Below are 18063 nucleotides of genomic sequence, written 5' to 3'. Positions count from 1 at the left end.
GCCGCCCGCAGCACAGTCATGCCCGCGTCCTCAGAGGAATCGCTTCTGCGCCACCCGTATGTGTGAAGCGGGGGACGGCGCCCCGCACGGCCGTGCGTTCAAAACTAGCTTCGTCGCCGGAGGTGACCGAACGATGACGGTCTGTGCCATCGATGCCCCGTCCGCCGGTACGGACGACCGCTCCCCGGAGCGCGGTTGCGTGCTCACGGCGGACGGCGCGTACGCCGCGCGGCTCGCGCGGAGCGGTGACTCCTGGTTCCCGGAGCGCTGGACGCTGGACGGCCCGGAGCCGTACGCGGTGCCGCTGCCCGGCAATCAGCCCGAGGAGCCCGGCACCGAGCTCCAGCCGCTGGCCGACGGGCGGGTCCTGATCCACCGGCGGGCGGGGGTACGGCACCTCTTCGCGCTGCTGTACCCGACCGGGCCCGGCACCGGGGAGCTGCCGCTGGGCGCCATGGAGTGCGCCGGAACCGGTGTCCGGCTCGCGCTGCTGCCCCCGGCGCCGGGGGGCGCGCGGGCGTACGCCGTCACGGTCGGCCCCCGCGGCAGCGCGGTGTGGCAGGTGGCGGGCGGACCGGGCGGGCCCGAGCGGCTGGTGGAGGTGCCGGGGCGCTGTTCGGGCGGGGTCTGGCTGGACCGTGCCGGGCTGCTGCTGGCGCTGGACCGGGAGCTGGAGGGGTGCGTCAAGACGGTCGTGGTGGACCTGGAGCGGGGCGAGGTGACGCCGCTGCTCCAGATCGCGCCGGGCAGCGACGACAGGCTGCTCATGGCCGACCCGGACAGCGGGCTGCTGCTGATCTCCTCCGACGCCCCCTCGCCGGGGCGGGCCCGGCTGGGCTGGGGCGTCCTCGGCTCGACGCTGCCGGTGCGCTTCCCCACCTCGCTGCGGCTGCCGGAGTGCACGGCGGTGCCGTTCGCGATCCAGCCGGGGCAGGTGCTGGAGCCGGAGAGCTGCGGGGTGGCGCTGCGCATCGAGGGTCCGGTGGGCACCTGGGTGGGCGTCTGGCGGCCGGCCGAGCGGCGGGTACGGCATGTCGCCGCGCCCAAGGGCTGGCTGACCGGGGCGGGGCTGTGGACCCCGGAGGGCGTGCTGCGGCTGCCGTATTCCACCCGCGAGACACCGTGCGGGGTGGCCGAGCTGCGGGCGCCGGCGGGCGGGCCGCGCACGGGGGCGGACGGGGCCGGACCGGCCGGTGCGCGCGAGGCCGGGCCGGCCTCCGGCGCGCCCGCCGAGAAGGGGGCCGAGGCGGCCGATCCGGGCCCCGCGGAGCCGGCCCCGCCGCGTCCGGTGCCCTTGGCGCAGGCGCCTCTGGGACGTCTTGTAACGAACTAGTGCCGGTTGGCGTGTGCGCCTGGATTCGGCCCGTGGTGTGCCGGTTACACTCCTCCGGCTGTACGAAAGATGATGTTGACGGGGTGAATACGTCCGATGAGCGACACCAGCACGACGCAGCAGCTGTCTGCCGACTCTCTGGAGAACGCCGGCCACGGCCGGCACCGCGGCCCGGTCTCGGCCACGGAGACTGACACGTCTCCGCACGGCCGGCACCGCAAGACCGCCGAGGAGACCGCCGAGGCGGCTGCCTGAAGGTAGCGAGGACGAGAGGGGGCACCCGACGGGCGCCCCCTCTCGTCGTGTCGACACCCGTTCGCCGATACCCGTCTCAGCCGGTAACTGCTCCAGCCGGTACCCGGCTCAGGAGTGCGCCACGACCGTGTCCGCGAGCACGGGCGCGTCGTCCCGTTCGGCGGCGCTGACGGCGACCCGCAGCCGGCCCGCCTGCCCCCGCCACACGCGGACGCGCAGGGTCTCGCCGGGGAAGACGACGCCCGCGAACCGGGTGGTGTACGAGCGCACCCGGCTCGCGTCGCCGTCGAGGAGGGTGTCGACCACGGCCTTGAGCGTCATCCCGTAGGTGCACAGCCCGTGCAGGACCGGCCGGTCGAACCCGGCGAGCCTGGCGAACGCGGGGTCGGCGTGCAGAGGGTTGAGGTCGCCGGAGAGGCGGTACAGGAGGGCCTGGTCCGGGCGGGTCGGGCGCTCGACGGTGCGGTCCGGCTCGCCGTCCGGTTCCGGCAGCCGGGCCGAGGGGCCCCGATCGCCGCCCCAGCCGCCCTCGCCGCGCACGAAGATCCGTGCGTCATCCGTCCACAACGGGCCCTCGGGGCCGGCCACTTCGGTGCGCAGCACCAGCACGGCGGCCGTGCCCTTGTCGTAAACGGCCGTGATGCGGGAGGTGGCCGTGGCGCGGCCCTCGACCGGGATGGGCCGGTGCACGCGCAGGGCCTGTCCGCCGTGCAGCACCCTGGCCAGGTCGACGTCCACGCCCGGCATGGACAGCCCGGCGGTCACACCGGGTTCGCCCGCGCCCGCGACGGTGGCGAAGCTCGGCAGCACCCGCAGCCGGTCCTCCAGCGTGTAGCGCAGCTCGTCCGGGTCGGTGGCGGGGCGGCCCGCGCCGATGCCCAGGTGGTAGAGCTGGACGTCCTTGGCGGTCCAGGCGATCTCGACGGAGCGGGGTGCGGCGGCGAGGGCCTTGGCCGCGTCGACGGGCATGGGGCTCCTCAGAGGTCCTCGGGTCTGGAACGCGTCCAGACCGCCGCCCCTTGTATAGCCCAGCCGTCCACGGCTGTGAAGGTTTCCGACGGTACGCAGGCTCTCCTCGGAACCGGTGACATTCGTCCTGCCCGAGTCCGTACAAGCGCGTCTACCCGCGCGGTGGGCCCGGCCCCTACCGTCGCAGGCATGACACAGAGGGACGGGGACGCCATCGCCGGGGCCGGGCGGCGCGATGACAGAGGGGCACGCGCCCGGTGCCGGTGCGATCATCGTGCTGACGGGCTGGCGACTGGTCCTCGGATCGTACGCCGTGTTGTCGTACCGCCGTGCGGCGGAGACCGTCTGACCAGGGGGAACGAAGAGATGTCGGCGTGGCGGAAGATACGGTGCCAGGTGCGGGCCTGGCAGGCACAGCGGCTGGAGTGGAAGGCGCAGCTGGACCGCTGGAAGACGGAGAACGAGCGGTTCAAGGCCGACGCGCGCGCCGCCCGGAAACGGGGTGAGGCACCGTCCGTCAGCGATCCCGGACCGCCGCCCACCGGCTTCGCGCTGCTGCCCTGGCTGCTGCTGGGGATGGGCGCCTTCTCCAACCTGCTCCAGGGGAGGACCCCCAACCCGCTGATCGGCGGGCTGGGCCTGTTCGTCTTCAACTCCCTGTACATCTACGTCACCTTCCGCTCCTTCGAGCGGGCCAAGCGCGAGGAGCCGCGCACACGGGTGGCGCTGCTGCTGATGGCCCTGCTGACCACGGGCCTGGCAGTCGGTTACGGCGGCAACTGGCTGGCGTTCTTCCCGCTGCTGGGCCTGGCCGCGGGCGCCGTCCTGCGCGGCCCGTGGCTGGGCCGCTCGGCCATCCTGCTGGCGGTCTACGCGGCCGTGCTCTCCGGGGCGCGCGGCGACTGGTCGGAGGCGGCGAACGTCGGCTACGCCACCTTCCTGTCCACCGTGGTGACCGCGGCGATCCTCGGACTGGCCGAGGCGGTACGGGAGTTGCGCGCCGCCCGTGAGGAACTGGCCCGGCGCGCGGTGGAGAAGGAGCGGCTGCGCTTCTCGCGCGACCTGCACGACCTGCTCGGGCACACCCTGTCGGTGATCGTGGTGAAGTCGGAGGCGGCCCGGCGGCTGGCGCCGCGCGACCTGGACGCGGCGCTGGGCCAGGTCGCGGACATCGAGTCGGTGGGCCGGCAGGCGCTGACCGAGATCCGCGAGGCGGTCACCGGCTATCGCGAGGGCAGTCTGGCGACGGAGTTGGTCCGGGCCCGCTCGGCCCTGCTGGCGGCGAGCGTCGAGCCGGTCTTCCACCAGTCCGGCACCCCCCTCGACCCCCGGACGGAGGCCCTGCTGGGCTGGGTGGTCCGCGAGGCGGTCACCAATGTGCTCCGGCACAGCGACGCGAGCCGCTGCGAGATCGCCGTGACCAACGCCGCGGAACGCGTCCGGCTGACGGTCACCGACGACGGCTCCGGCGCCCCGGTGGGCCGCTCCGCGCAGGGCATCGTCGGCACCGGCCTCACGGGCCTCACCGAACGCCTGGCCGCCGCGGGCGGCTCCCTCACGGCCGGTCCGGCTCCCCGCGGCGGTTTCGCGGTGACGGCGGAACTCCCGCTGGCCGACGAGGAACTCGCCTCGGTGGGGGCGCGGCCGCCCGCCGCGGGCTGAGCGGAGCGGCCGTACGCTGAGCCCATGGACGAGACGCCTCGGGAGGCGATCCGGGTCCTGCTCGCCGAGGACCAGGGCATGATGCGCGGCGCGCTCGCCCTGCTGCTCGGGATGGAGCCGGACATCGAGGTCGTGGCGCAGGTGGCCGCGGGGGACGCGATCGTGGCGGAGGTGCTCCGGCACGGGCCGGACGTGGCGCTGCTGGACATCGAGATGCCCGGAATGAGCGGGCTGGACGCGGCGGAGGAGTTGCGGGCGCGGGCGCCGGGCTGCCGGGTGCTGATCCTGACGACCTTCGGGCGGCCGGGGTATCTGCGGCGGGCCCTGGAGGCCGGGGCGGGCGGGTTCCTGGTCAAGGACGGGCCGGTGGAGGAGCTGGCGGCGGCGATCCGGCGGGTGCTGGCCGGGGAGACCGTGGTAGATCCGGCGCTGGCGACGGCCGCGCTCAGCGCCGGGCCGAACCCGCTCACCCCGCGCGAGCGCGAGGTGCTGAACGCGTCCGTGGACGGGGCGACCGTCGCCGATGTCGCGGGCCGGCTGCACCTGTCCGAGTCGACCGTGCGCAACTACCTCTCCTCGGCCATCGGCAAGACCGGCACCCGCAACCGCGCGGAGGCGGTGCGGGAGGCCCGCCAGCAGGGGTGGCTGTGAGACCGCGACCGGGAGCGCCGGCCGGCCAGGCGGCGGCTGTGGCGGCGGGACCGGCCGCGGCGGCGGCGCGACCGAGCAGGCGGCGGCTGTGATGGCGTGGCCGGCCACGGCAGCGGCGGCGGGACCGGCCGCGGCAGTGCCGGACCGGCCAAGGCAGTAGCGGCCGGACCGGCGGAGGAACCGGTCAGGAGACCGGCGGCCAGGGCGGTCCCGCAGCCTGCGAGGCAGCAGTGGTGACGCGACCGACCACGGCAGCGGCGGCCGGACCGGCCGTGGCAGTGACCGCACGACCGGCCACCGCAATGCCGGACCAGCCACAGCAGTAGCGGCCGGACCGGCGGACGAGACGGTCAGGGGACCGGCGGCCAGGGCGGTCCCGGAACCTGCGGGCGGGGCGGTCGTGGGATCGGCGGTGGGGATGGCCGCCGTACGCGGTCACTTCTGCGGCAGGTGGCGCGGCAGCCAGAGCAGCATCAGCAGCGCGCCGCCCAGCAGGACCGCCGTGGAGGCGCGGAAGGCCAGCGCGTAGCCGTCGGTCAGGGCCTGCGGGCCGGTGCCGGTGCCCATGCCGGTGGCGGCGATGGTGGACATCACCGCGAGGCCGAGCGAACCGCCCATCGTGCGCGAGGTGTTGATGAGCCCCGAGACCACCCCGGCCTCGTGGTGCGCCGCCCCCGATGTCGCGAGGGCCGCCAGCGGGGTCATCGCCAGACCGGCGCCCAGCATCATCAGGATGCCGGGGCACATGATCGCGGTGACGTACGCCTCGTGCGCGCTCATCGTGGACTGCCAGGCGAACCCGCCCGCGGCGATCAGCGTGCCCACCACCGCCACGCCGCGCGGCCCCGCCGTGCGCATCAGCCGCGGCGCCACCTTGGAGCCGATGATCACGGCCAGCGAGCTGGGCACCAGCGCGGCGCCCGCCTCCAGCGGGGAGTAGCCGAGCACGTTCTGCGCGTACAGCGTCATGAAGTACCACATGCAGAACATCGCCGAGCCGGACAGCAGCATTGCCGCGTTCGCCGAGGCCACCGGGCGCCTGCGCAGCAGGCCGAGCGGCATCAGCGGCGCCGGTGTGCGCGCCTCGACCAGCAGGAACAGGGCGAGCAGCAGCACCCCGGCGGCCAGCGGCAGCAGGCTGGCCGGGGCGGTCCAGCCCTTCTCCTCGGTGCGCGAGATGCCGTACGCCAGCGTGCCCAGACCGGCGGTGACCAGCAGCGCACCGGGCAGGTCGAGGCGGCGGCCGTCCCCGGCACGGCTCTCCACCAGCCAGCGCAGCGAGCCGGCCAGTACGACCGCGCCGACCGGCACGTTGATCAGCAGCACCCACCGCCAGGACAGCACGTCGACCAGGACGCCGCCGACGAGTCCGCCCGCGGCGCCGCCGCCCGCGCCGACCGCGGCCCAGGTGGCGATGGCCCGCGCGCGGGCGGCGCCCTCCGGTACGGCGGCGGTCAGCAGGGTGAGGGTGGAGGGCGCGAGGACGGCCGCGCCGAGCCCCTGCACCGCGCGGGCGAGCAGCAGTTGCCAGCCCTCCTGGGCGAGGCCGCCGCCCAGTGAGGCCAGGGTGAACAGGCCGAGGCCGACGAGGAACATCCGCTTGCGGCCGTACAGGTCGCCGGCCCGGCCGCCGAGGAGCATGAACCCGGCGAAGGCGATCGCGTACGCGTTCACCACCCATTGCAGGCCGGACGCGCTGAGGCCGAGGTCGGTGCGCATGGAGGGCAGTGCGACGTTCACCACGGAGACGTCCAGTACCACCAGGAACTGCCCGGCGCAGGCCAGGGCCACCACCAGCCAGGTCGGGGGCGTCGTGCGTCGGGATATGAGGGGCGGGGTGTCGGCGGTCTCCAGCATGGATGTCATGGTCTCAGGCCGGTTGCGGTCCTTGCATCGGCATTTCGGACCAGGGGGTCCTACCCCGCGCGGACTACGTCGTCCGGCCCGTACCGATCCCGTTCGCGCCTGACGGAAAGTCAGAAACCCATAGGATGGTCAAATAATCATTAGAGGCCCGAAGCAACGGAATAGTTGCTCGTGCATACGAGGTTTACCCCGCACTTATGTCTTACGGGAGGCCGCACTCAATGACCCACACGACGACCGACGAACCGCGTCGCGAGGCGAGCGGGGCCGTCGTCCCGGTGCTCGCGTTCGCGGGCATCGTGGTCGCGGTGATGCAGACCCTGCTCGTGCCGGTCATCAAAGACCTGCCGCAACTGCTGCACACCGCGCCCAGCAACGCCAACTGGGTACTCACCTCGACCCTGCTGTCCGGCGCCGTCGCCACCCCGATCATGGGCCGGCTCGGCGACCTGTACGGCAAGCGGCGCATGCTGATCGCCAGCCTCGCCGTCATGGTGATCGGCGCGCTGGTCAGCGCGCTCACCAGCCAGCTGCTCGTCATGATCGCCGGCCGTACCCTCCAGGGCTTCGCGATGGGCGCCATCCCCCTCGGCATCGGCCTGATGCGGGACATGCTGCCGCGCGAACGCCTCGGCTCCGCCATGGCCCTGATGAGCTCCTCCATAGGCGTGGGCGGTGGCCTCGCCCTGCCCGCCGCCGCGCTGGTCGCCCAGCACACGGACTGGCACGCGCTGTTCTACGGCGCCGCCGGCCTCGGCGTCCTCGCCATCGCCCTCACCCTGCTGACCGTCCCCGAGTCCCCGATGCGCGCGGCGGGCTCCTTCGACCTGCCCGGCGCGCTCGGTCTGTCCGCCGGTCTGGTGCTGCTCCTGCTGCCCATCACCAAGGGCAGCGACTGGGGCTGGTCCTCGGCGACCACCCTCGGTCTGTTCGCCGCGGCCGTCGCCGTGCTGCTGCTGTGGGGCCTGTACGAGCTGCGCGCCAAGGCGCCGCTGGTCGACCTGCGCACCACCGCGCGCCCCGCGGTCCTCTTCACCAACCTGGCGTCGATCATGGTCGGCGTCGCGTTCTACGTCGTCTCGCTCGTCCTGCCCCAGCTGCTCCAGCTCCCGCGGGCCACGGGCTACGGGCTCGGCCAGTCGATGGTCGTCGCCGGTCTGTGCGTGGCGCCGCTGGGCCTGACCATGATGTTCACCGCGCCGGTGTACGCCCGCCTGTCCGCCCGCTACGGCCCCAGGACCACGCTCATCATCGGCCTGCTGATCATCGCGCTCGGCTACGGCGGCGGGCTCGGCCTGATGCAGGCGCCCTGGGAGACGATCCTCACGTCCGTGATCCTCGGCGCGGGCATCGGACTCGCGTACTCCTCGCTGCCCGCGCTGATCGTCGGCGCGGTGCCGGCGTCGGAGACGGGCGCGGCGAACGGGCTCAACACGCTGATGCGGTCCATCGGCACGTCGGTGTCGAGCGCCGTCATCGGGATGGTGCTCGCCAACACGGCGCACACCGTGGGCGGCATGGCGATCCCGACGATGCACGGGTTCCGGGTGTCCTTCCTCATCGCGACGGGGGCGGTGGCGGCGGGCCTGGTGCTCGCCCTGTTCCTGCCGAGGACGGGCCGCCCGGTGCAGCAGCTGCGGCCGCTGGCCGGCAGCGAGGAGGACGACGCCGTGCTGGAGGCGGCAGAGGAAGTACTGCGCGGATTCCGCGGGCGGGTTCTGGACGCGAGCGGCGTTCCGGTCGCCCGTGCCAAGGTGACGCTGATCGACCGGCGCGGCCGGCAGGCGGGGGCGGCCGTCTCCGACGACGACGGCCGGTACGAGCTGGTGGTGCCGGCGCAGGGGGCGTACGTCCTCGCCGCGCGGGCGTTCGGGCACGGGCCGCTCGCTTCGGCAGCGACGCACTCCGGTCAGGAGTCGGTCGAGATGGACCTCGCCCTGCCGGGTGAGACGGTGAGCCTGTAGCGCCTCGGGGGGCGCCCCCGTGACCCCTGTCGAAGAGGTGTACGGCAGCATGGGGCGCGCACGCTGCCGTACGACCGAAAGGGCGCCCATGCCGGTCCTCGCCCCCCAGCCCGAGATTCTCGCCGCGTTCGAGGCGGCCAAGGGGTTCATGCCCGTGGACGAGGGGCTGGCGCTCTACGCGGCGGCGGTGGAGGCGGGGGCGCTGGGGTTGCCCCTGCTGGAGGTGGGGACGTACTGCGGTCGGTCGACCCTGCTGGTGGCCGACGCGGCGCGGGCGGCGGGGGTGACCGCGCTGACCGTGGACCACCACCGGGGCAGCGAGGAGCAGCAGCCGGGCTGGGACTACCACGACCCGGAGACCGTGGACCCCGAGGTCGGCCTGATGGACACGCTGCCCGCCTTCCGGCGCACGCTGTTCCGGGCGGGTCTCGAGGAGCACGTGATCGCGCTGGTCGGGCGGTCGCCGCAGGTCGCGGCCGTGTGGGGCAGCCCCCTGGGGTTCGTGTTCATCGACGGCGGCCACACCGACGAGCACGCGAACGCCGACTACGAGGGCTGGGCCCCGCACATCGCCGAGGGCGGGCTGCTCGTCATCCACGACGTCTTCCCGGAGCCCGAGGACGAGTTCACCGGCCAGGCCCCCTACCGGGTGTACCTGCGCGCCCTCGGCTCCGGAGCGTTCACCGAGGTGGCGGTCGCCGGTTCGCTGCGGGTGCTGCGGCGCACGGGGGCGGGGATCTGAGGTCCCGGTTAGAGTCGCTGGCGTGTCCTACACCGGTCAGCAGTCCGAACCCCCGCAGCGGCGTCGTTCCCGGCGGGGGCCGCTTGTCGTCACGCTCGCCGCGCTGCTGGCCGGGGGGCTGATCGGGTGGGGTGTGTACGAGGTGGCGGGCGACGGGGGTGCGGCGGATGCCGGGGCCCCGGCGGAACCGGCCGCGCCCACCTCGCCGTCCGCCGCCTCCCCCCGCGGCGACGGCAAGGCCGCCGCCCCGCTCGCGGGCAAGGTCGTCGTGGTCGATCCGGGGCACAACACCGGCAACTTCCGGCACCCGGCCGAGATCAACCGCCAGGTGGACGTCGGCAACGGCCGCAAGGAGTGCGACACCACCGGCACGTCCACCGACGACGGGTACGCGGAGGCGCGGTTCACACTCGATGTGGCGCACCGGCTGCGGGCGTTGCTGGAGCGGCAGGGGGCCACCGTGCGGCTGACCCATGACGAACAGGGCCCGGACTGGGGGCCGTGCGTGGACGAGCGGGCGCGGATCGGCAACGAGGCGCACGCGGACGCGGCCATCTCGATCCACGCCGACGGGGCGCCGGCGGGCGACCGGGGCTTCCATGTGATCCTGCCGGGCACCGTGCACGCGGGCGCCGCCGACACCCGGCCGATCACCGGCCCCTCGCGCGAGCTGGGCGAGCGGGTCGCCGCGGACTTCCGCCGGGTCACCGGTGAGCCGCCGTCCAACTACATCGGGCACGGCACCGCGCTCGACACCCGCACCGACCTCGGCGGTCTCAATCTGTCAACGGTTCCCAAGGTGTTCATCGAGTGCGGCAACATGCGCGACGCCCGCGACGCGGCGCTGCTGACCAGCGGCTCCTGGCGGCAGAAGGCCGCGCAGGGGTTGTCTGAGGGAATCGTGAGTTTCCTGCGCGAGTCCTGACCGGGGTCGTGACCAGCCGGACAGCCGGATCTTGCGGACGGTAGTGTCTACCGACGACGAGACGACTCACGAAGGACCTGAAGTGAACATCCGCTCCCTCACTAGAGGCGACGGCGTGGTGATCGGAGCAGCGGTGTTGCTGTTCATCGCGTCGTTCCTCGATCTCTACTCCTACTCGGCCGCCGGCTACTCGGACAGCCAGAGTGTGTGGGACAACCTCGGGACGGGCCTCGGCACGTACATGGGGGCCGTCATCGGTGCCGCGCTGATCGTGCTCAACCGCTGCATGCCGCAGCAGCGCAAGGTACTGGGCCTGGACCTGGGCATGGTGGGCACGGGCTTCACGATCCTTTCCGCGTGGACCCTGTTCTGGACGCTGGTGGACGTGCCGGACCACATCAGCGCGGGTGCCGGGCTCGTGCTCGGGTTCATCGCCGCGCTGGTCCTCGCCGGCGCGGCCGTCGCCACCCCGCTCGTCCCGGCGCTCCAGGGCGCGCTGCTCCCGGCCCCCAAGCCGGTCGCCCCGTCGCCCTACGGCGCCCAGCCGCCCGCCGGTTACGGCTATCCCGGCGCCCCGCAGCAGCCGTACGGCGCCCAGCCGCAGCAGGGCCAGCCGTACGGCCAGCAGCAGCCGGCGCCCGCGCAGGGTGCCGCGCCGCAGCAGGCCGCTCCGGCGGACTTCTCGCCGTTCTGGTTCGCGGTGCCGGTGACCCGTCCGCTGTTCGCGGAGGACGGCTCGCCCACCCCGATCGCCGAACTGGCGCCGGGTACCTGGTACTTGGCGGTCGAGCAGCGCGGTGCCGCGCTGGTCGCGCAGACCCAGGACGGTCGTCGCGGCGTGCTCCAGGACACCTCGGGCATCCAGCGCGGCTGAACAGCACCCCACGCACCACCAGGCAATGGCCCCCCGCCCTTCCGGGCGGGGGGCCGTTGCCGTACAGCTGCCTCCGGTCTGCTGCCTGACGTCACGTCAGGAGGGCGCCGTACACGGTAGGTTCGGGGTGTTCACTGGCCGCCGTTGCGGAGCTGAGCCGCCGACGGCACCTTGTTCTGGACCGGGGCACCCGCACTCTTCCCCGCGTCCTTCACGTGGTCGATGACGTTGGTGAAGTCGCCCGCCGCGCCGGTGTCACCGTGACGCAGCTTGGCCGGCAGGTCCTTCAGGTTGTCGATGCTCTTGCTCAGCGGCGCGAGGGCCTTGGAGAGCAGCGGGTCGCCCTTGGCGTTGCGCTCGGCGGCCTTCAGCCGGTTGTAGGTGAACAGACCGGCGACACCGGCCTTCACCAGGGCCAGCCTGCGCCCGTGGGCGCCCTTCTTGAACTTGCCCGCCTTCCACGGCTTGTAGATCCACTCGTAGGTGGCACCGGCCGCGAGGCCCGCGTTCGCCACGAACCTGGTCTTCGCGAACCGCTGTTTCTCGGCGGAGGTGGTGGGGCTTGGCGCGGCCGCGGGCTGGTCCAGGGCCGCGGCGGTGACGTTCGCCTTGGGGTCGTGGCGGGCGCCGGCGTTGCTGTTTCCGCAGGCCGTCGCACCGGCCACCAGGGCGCAGCACAGGGTCAGCGCCACGCACAGACGCCGTATCGGTACAGGCACGAGGTCCTCCCGACGTGTCTTTCCGAGTGGGGAGCTTCCTCCTCCACCGTTACTCCGCCTCCGTGGTTACGCCACTCGGGGGACACGCCGGGGAACGCGCCGGGTCGGCTCAGCAGCAGTCCGGGTCCAGGCCCGCCGGGAGGTGCGTGCCGCCGAAGACCGCGCAGGTGGCCTCGTGTCCGCCGAGCGCGGCGACCGCCAGCAGCAGGGACCCGGCGGTCCAGGTGGTCAGTTCGCGCGGCCAGATCGCGTCGTCGTCGAAGACGTAGCCCGTCCAGTAGAGGCCGGACTCGGCGTCCCGCAGGTGCTGGACGGACTTCAGGATCTCCAGGGCCCGGTCCGACTCCCCCACCGCCCACAGCGCGAGCGCCAGTTCGCAGGACTCGCCGCCGGTCACCCAGGGATTGGGCACGACGCAGCGCACCCCGAGGCCCGGCACGACGAACCGGTCCCAGGACGCGGCTATCCGCGCCCCGGCCTCCGCGCCGGTCAGGGCGCCGCCGAGGACCGGGTAGTACCAGTCCATCGAGTAGCGGTCCTTGTCCAGGAACCGCTCCGGGTGCCTGCGGATCGCGTGCCGCAGCGCACCGGCCGCCAACTCCCAGTCCGGCTGGGCCTCTTCGCGCTGCTCGGCGATGGCGAGCGCGCAGCGCAGCGCGTGGTGGATGGAGGAGCTGCCGGTGAGCAGGGCGTCCGCGGTGGGCGTCCCGTCGTCCTCGCGCCGCCAGCCGATCTGCCCGCCGGGCTGCTGGAGGCCGAGCACCCACTCCACGGCCGCGTAGACGCAGGGCCACATGCGGTCCAGGAACGTGTCGTCGCCCGTGGACAGGTAGTGGTGCCAGACGCCGACGGCCGTGTACGCCACGAAGTTGGACTCGCGGGCGCGGTCGGTGACCTCGTCGTGGGCGCCGTCCGCGTAGGCCGCGTACCAGGAGCCGTCCTCGTTCTGGTGCCGGGCGAGCCACAGGTAGGCACGCTCGGCGGCCTCGTGCTCACCGGCCGCGTCCAGGGCCATCGCGGCCTCGGTGTGGTCCCACGGGTCCAGGTGGTGGCCCCGGAACCACGGGATCGCGCCGTCCTCCCGCTGCACGGCGAGGATGCCGCGTACGGTCGCGGCGGCCTGCTCCGCGGTGAGGACTCCGGGCAGGACGAGGTGTTCTGTCCGGGGGGTGGTCACTGGGCGGCCGCCTCCTCGGCGAGCCGGGGCAGGTGGGGCTTGGTCGCGTAGACCACGAAGCTCTTGCCCATCACGGGGTTGAGCGTGCGCTCGGCGAGCCGGGTGGCCAGCGGCTTCTTCATGATGTCCCAGACCAGGAGCTTGTGGTACGCGCGCACCGGCAGCGCCTTGTCGTTGTCGACGCCGAAGGCGCACTTCAGCCACCAGTAGGGGGCGTGCAGGGCGTGCGCGTGGTGGCTGCCGTACGGCTTCAGGCCGGCCCCGCGGACCTTGGCCACCAGTTCGTCCGCCTTGTAGATGCGGATGTGGCCGCCCTCGACCTCGTGGTAGGCGTCGGACAGCGCCCAGCAGACCTTCTCCGGGCCGTAGCGGGGCACGGTGATCGCGATCCGGCCGCCGGGGCGCAGCACGCGCACCATCTCGGCGAGGACACCCTTGTCGTCGGGGATGTGCTCCATCACCTCGGAGATGATCACCACGTCGAAGGAGTCGTCCGGGAAGGGCAGCGCCAGCGCGTCGCCCTCCAGCGCGGTCGCGGTGGCGCCCTCGGGGGCCTCGCCGGCCTCCTTCATCGCCGCGAACCACGTGGCGACCTCGCGGATCTCCTCCGCGTTCTGGTCGAGGGCCACGACTCGGGCGCCGCGCCGGTAACACTCGAACGCGTGCCGGCCGGCTCCGCAGCCGAGGTCCAGGACGCGGTCTCCCGGAGCGATGGGGAACCGGGAGAAGTCGACGGTCAGCACGTGGCCCTGCTTTCGGGATAGACGCTGGTGTCACTCGGGGAGGCCGTGGAAACGGCGGCGGCGGAAGCGGCCGCGGGACGGCCGGGAGTCTGGGGCGCCGGGCGGCGGGGGGCCGCGGTCAAGGCGCCCGAGGAGCGGGCGATGGCCTCCCGGTACCGCGCCACCGTGCCCTGCGCCGCGCGGGCCCAGGTGAAGTTGGCCAGGACCCGCTCGCGGCCCGCCGCGCCGAGCCGGGCGCGCAGCCCGGCGTCGCCCAGCAGCCGGCCGAGCCCGGCGGCCAGCGCCCCCGCGTCGCCGGGCGGCACCGCGAGGCAGGTCTCGCCGTCGCGGCCCGCGACCTCGGGGATGGCGCCGCCGGTCGTGGCGAGCAGCGGCGTCCCGGTGGCCATGGCCTCCGCGGCGGGCAGCGAGAACCCCTCGTACAGCGAGGGCACGCAGGCGACCTCGGCGGAACGGATCAGGTCGACCAGTTCGGCGTCCGAGATGCCCTTGACGAACTCGACGGCGCCGTCCAGGCCGTACCGTTCGATCGCCTGGGCGACCGGCCCCTCCGCGGGGCGCTTGCCGACGACGACGAGGTGCGCGGCCGGGTGCTCGGTGCGCACCTTGGCCAGCGCCTCCACGAGGAACACCAGCCCCTTGAGCGGCACATCGGCGCTGGAGGTGGTGACGATCCGCCCCGGCACCTCGGGCACCGCGGGATCCGGCGCGAACAGGTCGGTGTCGGCGCCGATGTGCACCACGTGGATACGGTCCTGCCGCACCCCGAGGTGGTCCACGATCTCCTGCCGGGAGGTGCCGGAGACGGTGAGCACCGAGGGCAGTCGGCGCGCGACCCGCTTCTGCATGCGGGTGAAGGCGTACCAGCGGCGCACCGAGTACCGGCGCTGCCAGCCGTCGGCCGCGTCCAGTTCCAGCTGCCGGTCCACGGTGATGGGGTGGTGGATGGTGGTGACCAGGGGCGCGCCGATGTCGCCGAGGAGGCCGTAGCCGAGGGTCTGGTTGTCGTGCACGACGTCGAAGTCGCCGCGCCGGGCCCGCAGCATCCGGCGGGCGCGCAGCGAGAAGGTGAGCGGCTCGGGGAAGCCGCCGGTCCACATCGTGCCCACTTCGAGGGCGTCGATCCAGTCCCGGTACTCGTCGCGGCCGGGGGTGCGGAAGGGGTCGGGCTGGCGGTAGAGGTCGAGGCTCGGCAGCTCGGTCAGGGTGAGCGCGGGGTAGCCCTCGTCGAGCACGGGGTAGGGCTGGGAGCCGATGACCTCGACGCGGTGTCCGAGGCGGGCCAGTTCGCGTGAGAGGTGCCGTACGTAGACGCCCTGGCCGCCGCAGAACGGGTTCCCTTTGTAGGTGAGGAGCGCGATGTCGAGCGGTCGCTCCCCGTCGGCGGCGAAGTCCTCACGGGCACCCGCTTGCCGGGCCTCGGCGGTCACTCTGTGCCCCCTTCTGCCTGCACTGTCCCGCGAGACTACGACGGGACGCTAATCTAGAACAAGTTTCAGACTTGATCGTTCGAGAGCCTCTGAATCTACCGGCAGGTAGGGGTGCTGTGAGCAGTGGATCAGGTGATTCGCGCCACGGCGCGGCCCCGCCGCGCCGTGGCGATCACATGCCCTGCCGACGCCCTCACCGATTGTCACGGAACGGGGACCCATGCCTGCGGAAGCCAGTACGTCGCGCACTCCCCCGCCGCCCCTCACGGAGCGTCAGGAGGCCCGCCGCCGCCGGATCCTCCAGGCGAGCGCGCGGCTGGCGGGGCGGGGCGGCTTCGACGCGGTGCAGATGCGCGAGGTGGCCGAGTCCTCCCGAGTGGCCCTGGGCACGCTGTACCGCTACTTCCCGTCCAAGGTGCACCTGCTGGTGGCCACCATGCAGGACCAGTTGGAGCGGATGCACGGCACCCTGCGCCGCCGGCCGCCCGCCGGGGACACCGCCGCCGAACGGGTCGCCGAGACCCTGATGCGGGCCTTCCGGGCGCTCCAGCGCGAGCCGTACCTGGCCGACGCGATGGTCCGCGCGCTGACCTTCGCGGACCGCAGCGTCAGCCCCGAGGTGGACCAGGTCTCCCGGCTGACCACGGCGATCATCCTGGACGCGATGGACCTGGACGACGACCCGACCCCCGAGCAGCTCTCCGCCGTCCGGGTCATCGAGCACACCTGGCACTCGGCCCTCGTCACCTGGCTCTCCGGCCGGGCCTCGATCGCCCAGGTGAAGGTCGACATCGAGACCGCCTGCCGCCTGATCGACCTGCCGCGCCCCGGCGGGGCGGCCGCGACCGGGACCGAAGGGCTGCGGCCCCGGTAATTCCCTTGCCGGCACGGGTCCTCGGGCTGCTAGACAGGGTCATGGACCCTGTGCAGCGGCTGCTCGCCGAGCGCGCGTGTGAGCGCCTGATCCTGGAGTTCGTCCACCGCCTCGACCTCGGTGAACCGGCCACGGTGGCCGAGCTGTTCACCGAGGACGGCAGCTGGGAGTGGCCCCCGCCGGGAGACGGGCGGGCGGTGCGGGGCCGGGCCGCGCTCGGGGAGTACTTCGGCGCCCGGCCCGCCGAGCGGCTCTCCCGCCGGCTGATGTCCAACGTCCTGGTCACGGTGGCCTCCGCGGAGACGGCGACGGCGGTGTCGTACTTCTCCACCCACCGCGTCGACGGCCACACCGGCGGCCTGGTGCCCGCCGGGCCGCCGGTCCAGGTGGGGCACTACGAGGACCGGTTCCGCCGCGTCGGCGGGCGCTGGCTGTTCACCTCCCGAGTGCTCCACCTGCCCTTCGGCGGGCCTACGCCCAGGGTTTGAGCCCGGCCAGGAAGTCCCGCTCGGCGGGGGTCAGCGGCGGGCCCGCGAGGGCGGGCAGCGGCGGCCCGGTGAGGGCGTGCAGGAGGGCGTCGGGGCGGAAGAGGCGGCTGGGCGGGGTACCGAGCGTGGTGACGTCCCAGAGGGCGGCGGCCGCGGCGTAGGAGCCGGTGGCCGCGCGGTTCAGCCGCCGGGAGTAGGCGGCGGCCAGCCGGTCCGCGGGCGTGGCGCGGCCGCCCTCCACCCCCGGATACAGGACATCGGTGCCGACCGCCGCCGTCCACGGCCCCTGTGCCGCGCGGGCCACCGCCCGCTGCACCCGCCGGGCCAGACCCGGCGCCTCGATGCCGTTGTCCCGCACCGCCCGCGCGAGGACGCGGGCGCCGAACGCGGCGGCCGACATGCCCTGCCCGTAGATCGGGTTGAAGGTGGCCGCCGCGTCCCCGATCGCGACCAGCCGCTCCGGCCACAGGCGCGCCTTCTCCAGGTACCGGCGGGAGTTGCTGGTGCTGCGGCTGACGTGCACCGGGCCGAGCGGCTCGGCGGCCTCGATCAGCCGGCCCACCAGGGGGCTCGGCAGGTCCAGCGCGTACGCGACGAAGGCGTCCGGGTCCTTCGGGGGCTCGCTGCCCCGCATCCCGCCGAGGCTCACCATCCACTGGCCGTCCTCGATCGGCACGATCATGCCGCTGCGTCCGGGCCGCCCGCTCCAGGGGTCGGCCTGCACCAGGGTCATCGGCCAGTCGGGGGCGCCGGGCGGGGTGCGGTAGACGCGGGTGGCGTTGGCGAGGCCGCTGTCGACGTGCCGCTCGGGGATCCCGTGCACGCCGAGGACGTCGAGCCAGGGCAGCAGCCGGGTGCCCCGGCCGCTCGCGTCCACCACCCAGTCGGCGTCCAGGTCCGCCGGGGGGCCGCCGTCGGCCGCGGCCAGCCGTACGCCGGTCACCCGCCGGGCACTGCCGCGCAGCCCGCTCACCCGGCCGCGGCACACCGTGACGTTGGGGTACGTGTCCAGCACCGCCCGGCGCACGCCCCACTCCAGCAGCGGTCTGCTCGCGGTCATGGTGACGTAGGTGCGGTGCCGCCAGCGCCGGAACCAGCCGACCGGGGAGAGGGTCAGCAGGTCCGAGCTGAGCGCCGTCTGTCCGGCCCCGGCCGCCACCAGCCGCCCCCGCAGGTCCGCCCCCGGCAGCAGCTCCTCCATCACGGCGAGGCCGCCGGGCATCAGCAGATGGGCGTGCCGGGACTGGGGTACGCCCTTGCGGTGTCCGGGCCCCTCGGGCAGCTCGTCGTGGTCGAGTACGACGACCTCGGACACGGCGGGCGCGAGCGCCGCGGCGGCGAGCAGTCCGGCCGGTCCGGCCCCGATGACAACGGCTTTTCGTGCGTTCACG

General features: G+C 73.9%; 17 protein-coding genes. 10 read left to right on the top strand and 7 right to left on the bottom strand.

Features of this window, described 5'->3' with window-relative positions; translation table 11 throughout:
* The first annotated feature begins 133 nt into the window (after positions 1-133).
* Positions 134-1333 (top strand): hypothetical protein, encoded by a 1200-nt coding sequence (locus ACZ7EC_RS07485; protein ID WP_471059116.1) that lies wholly within the window; start codon positions 134-136, stop codon positions 1331-1333.
* 96 nt (positions 1334-1429) lie between these two features.
* On the top strand, positions 1430-1588 hold the full coding sequence (locus ACZ7EC_RS07480) for a hypothetical protein (RefSeq protein ID WP_471059114.1): 159 nt from the start codon (positions 1430-1432) through the stop codon (positions 1586-1588).
* Between the two features lie 108 nt (positions 1589-1696).
* On the opposite strand, the gene ACZ7EC_RS07475 is transcribed toward ACZ7EC_RS07480, so the two are convergent.
* Positions 1697-2557, bottom strand: coding sequence for a MaoC/PaaZ C-terminal domain-containing protein (locus tag ACZ7EC_RS07475; protein ID WP_471059112.1), 861 nt, complete (start codon positions 2555-2557; stop codon positions 1697-1699).
* Positions 2558-2923: 366 nt separating this feature from the next.
* On the opposite strand from ACZ7EC_RS07475, the gene ACZ7EC_RS07470 reads away from it, so the two are divergent.
* On the top strand, positions 2924-4219 hold the full coding sequence (locus ACZ7EC_RS07470; RefSeq protein WP_471059110.1) for a sensor histidine kinase: 1296 nt from the start codon (positions 2924-2926) through the stop codon (positions 4217-4219).
* 24 nt (positions 4220-4243) lie between these two features.
* The gene (locus ACZ7EC_RS07465) at positions 4244-4870 is read left to right on the top strand and encodes a response regulator (RefSeq protein ID WP_471059108.1); all 627 of its coding nucleotides are present in this window, start codon (positions 4244-4246) and stop codon (positions 4868-4870) included.
* 435 nt (positions 4871-5305) lie between these two features.
* Here ACZ7EC_RS07465 and ACZ7EC_RS07460 read toward each other — a convergent pair whose 3' ends face one another.
* Entirely contained in the window at positions 5306-6736 is a 1431-nt protein-coding gene (locus tag ACZ7EC_RS07460; RefSeq protein WP_471059106.1) for an MFS transporter, read from the bottom strand.
* Positions 6737-6957: 221 nt separating this feature from the next.
* Here ACZ7EC_RS07460 and ACZ7EC_RS07455 point away from each other — a divergent pair, with 221 nt between their 5' ends.
* The 4 genes from ACZ7EC_RS07455 (at position 6958) to ACZ7EC_RS07440 (ending at position 11241) form a co-directional block, all read left to right on the top strand.
* On the top strand, positions 6958-8700 hold the full coding sequence (locus tag ACZ7EC_RS07455) for an MFS transporter (RefSeq protein ID WP_471059104.1): 1743 nt from the start codon (positions 6958-6960) through the stop codon (positions 8698-8700).
* A gap of 88 nt (positions 8701-8788) precedes the next feature.
* Positions 8789-9442, top strand: a complete 654-nt coding sequence (locus ACZ7EC_RS07450; RefSeq protein WP_471059766.1) for a class I SAM-dependent methyltransferase — start codon at positions 8789-8791, stop codon at positions 9440-9442.
* A 22-nt stretch (positions 9443-9464) separates the two neighbouring features.
* Positions 9465-10367, top strand: coding sequence for an N-acetylmuramoyl-L-alanine amidase (locus tag ACZ7EC_RS07445; protein ID WP_471059102.1), 903 nt, complete (start codon positions 9465-9467; stop codon positions 10365-10367).
* 115 nt (positions 10368-10482) lie between these two features.
* Entirely contained in the window at positions 10483-11241 is a 759-nt protein-coding gene (locus tag ACZ7EC_RS07440) for a hypothetical protein (protein ID WP_471059101.1), read from the top strand.
* Positions 11242-11372: 131 nt separating this feature from the next.
* Here the strand turns inward: ACZ7EC_RS07440 and ACZ7EC_RS07435 are convergent, their stop codons facing one another.
* The 4 genes from ACZ7EC_RS07435 to ACZ7EC_RS07420 all read right to left on the bottom strand — a co-directional run bounded on the left by ACZ7EC_RS07435 (position 11373) and on the right by ACZ7EC_RS07420 (position 15310).
* Entirely contained in the window at positions 11373-11960 is a 588-nt protein-coding gene (locus tag ACZ7EC_RS07435; protein WP_471059099.1) for a hypothetical protein, read from the bottom strand.
* 109 nt (positions 11961-12069) lie between these two features.
* Positions 12070-13137, bottom strand: coding sequence for a prenyltransferase/squalene oxidase repeat-containing protein (locus tag ACZ7EC_RS07430; protein ID WP_471059097.1), 1068 nt, complete (start codon positions 13135-13137; stop codon positions 12070-12072).
* Positions 13134-13880, bottom strand: coding sequence for a class I SAM-dependent methyltransferase (locus tag ACZ7EC_RS07425; protein ID WP_471059095.1), 747 nt, complete (start codon positions 13878-13880; stop codon positions 13134-13136). The genes ACZ7EC_RS07430 and ACZ7EC_RS07425 overlap by 4 nt, the downstream gene beginning before the upstream one ends.
* On the bottom strand, positions 13874-15310 hold the full coding sequence (locus tag ACZ7EC_RS07420; protein WP_471059093.1) for a glycosyltransferase family 4 protein: 1437 nt from the start codon (positions 15308-15310) through the stop codon (positions 13874-13876). The genes ACZ7EC_RS07425 and ACZ7EC_RS07420 overlap by 7 nt, the downstream gene beginning before the upstream one ends.
* Positions 15311-15530: 220 nt before the next feature.
* Here ACZ7EC_RS07420 and ACZ7EC_RS07415 point away from each other — a divergent pair, with 220 nt between their 5' ends.
* Positions 15531-16184, top strand: coding sequence for a TetR family transcriptional regulator (locus ACZ7EC_RS07415; RefSeq protein WP_471059091.1), 654 nt, complete (start codon positions 15531-15533; stop codon positions 16182-16184).
* 41 nt (positions 16185-16225) lie between these two features.
* A complete protein-coding gene (locus ACZ7EC_RS07410) occupies positions 16226-16672 on the top strand; it encodes a nuclear transport factor 2 family protein (protein WP_471059089.1) in 447 nt (148 codons plus the stop codon).
* Here the strand turns inward: ACZ7EC_RS07410 and ACZ7EC_RS07405 are convergent.
* A complete protein-coding gene (locus tag ACZ7EC_RS07405; RefSeq protein WP_471059087.1) occupies positions 16656-18062 on the bottom strand; it encodes an NAD(P)/FAD-dependent oxidoreductase in 1407 nt (468 codons plus the stop codon). The genes ACZ7EC_RS07410 and ACZ7EC_RS07405 overlap by 17 nt on opposite strands.
* Position 18063: the final 1 nt, after the last annotated feature.

It is taken from the genome of Streptomyces sp. NPDC037203 (assembly GCF_055605065.1).
This window is presented reverse-complemented; position numbering and strand designations above follow the sequence as displayed.

What these genes read in the sequence shown, in the direction of transcription:
- ACZ7EC_RS07485 (WP_471059116.1), top strand. Translation starts at nt 134, where the DNA reads ATGACGGTCTGTGCCATCGATGCCCCGTCCGCCGGTACGGACGACCGC.
- ACZ7EC_RS07480 (WP_471059114.1), top strand. Translation starts at nt 1,430, where the DNA reads ATGAGCGACACCAGCACGACGCAGCAGCTGTCTGCCGACTCTCTGGAG.
- ACZ7EC_RS07475 (WP_471059112.1), bottom strand. Translation starts at nt 2,557, where the DNA reads ATGCCCGTCGACGCGGCCAAGGCCCTCGCCGCCGCACCCCGCTCCGTC.
- ACZ7EC_RS07470 (WP_471059110.1), top strand. Translation starts at nt 2,924, where the DNA reads ATGTCGGCGTGGCGGAAGATACGGTGCCAGGTGCGGGCCTGGCAGGCA.
- ACZ7EC_RS07465 (WP_471059108.1), top strand. Translation starts at nt 4,244, where the DNA reads ATGGACGAGACGCCTCGGGAGGCGATCCGGGTCCTGCTCGCCGAGGAC.
- ACZ7EC_RS07460 (WP_471059106.1), bottom strand. Translation starts at nt 6,736, where the DNA reads ATGACATCCATGCTGGAGACCGCCGACACCCCGCCCCTCATATCCCGA.
- ACZ7EC_RS07455 (WP_471059104.1), top strand. Translation starts at nt 6,958, where the DNA reads ATGACCCACACGACGACCGACGAACCGCGTCGCGAGGCGAGCGGGGCC.
- ACZ7EC_RS07450 (WP_471059766.1), top strand. Translation starts at nt 8,789, where the DNA reads ATGCCGGTCCTCGCCCCCCAGCCCGAGATTCTCGCCGCGTTCGAGGCG.
- ACZ7EC_RS07415 (WP_471059091.1), top strand. Translation starts at nt 15,531, where the DNA reads ATGCCTGCGGAAGCCAGTACGTCGCGCACTCCCCCGCCGCCCCTCACG.
- ACZ7EC_RS07410 (WP_471059089.1), top strand. Translation starts at nt 16,226, where the DNA reads ATGGACCCTGTGCAGCGGCTGCTCGCCGAGCGCGCGTGTGAGCGCCTG.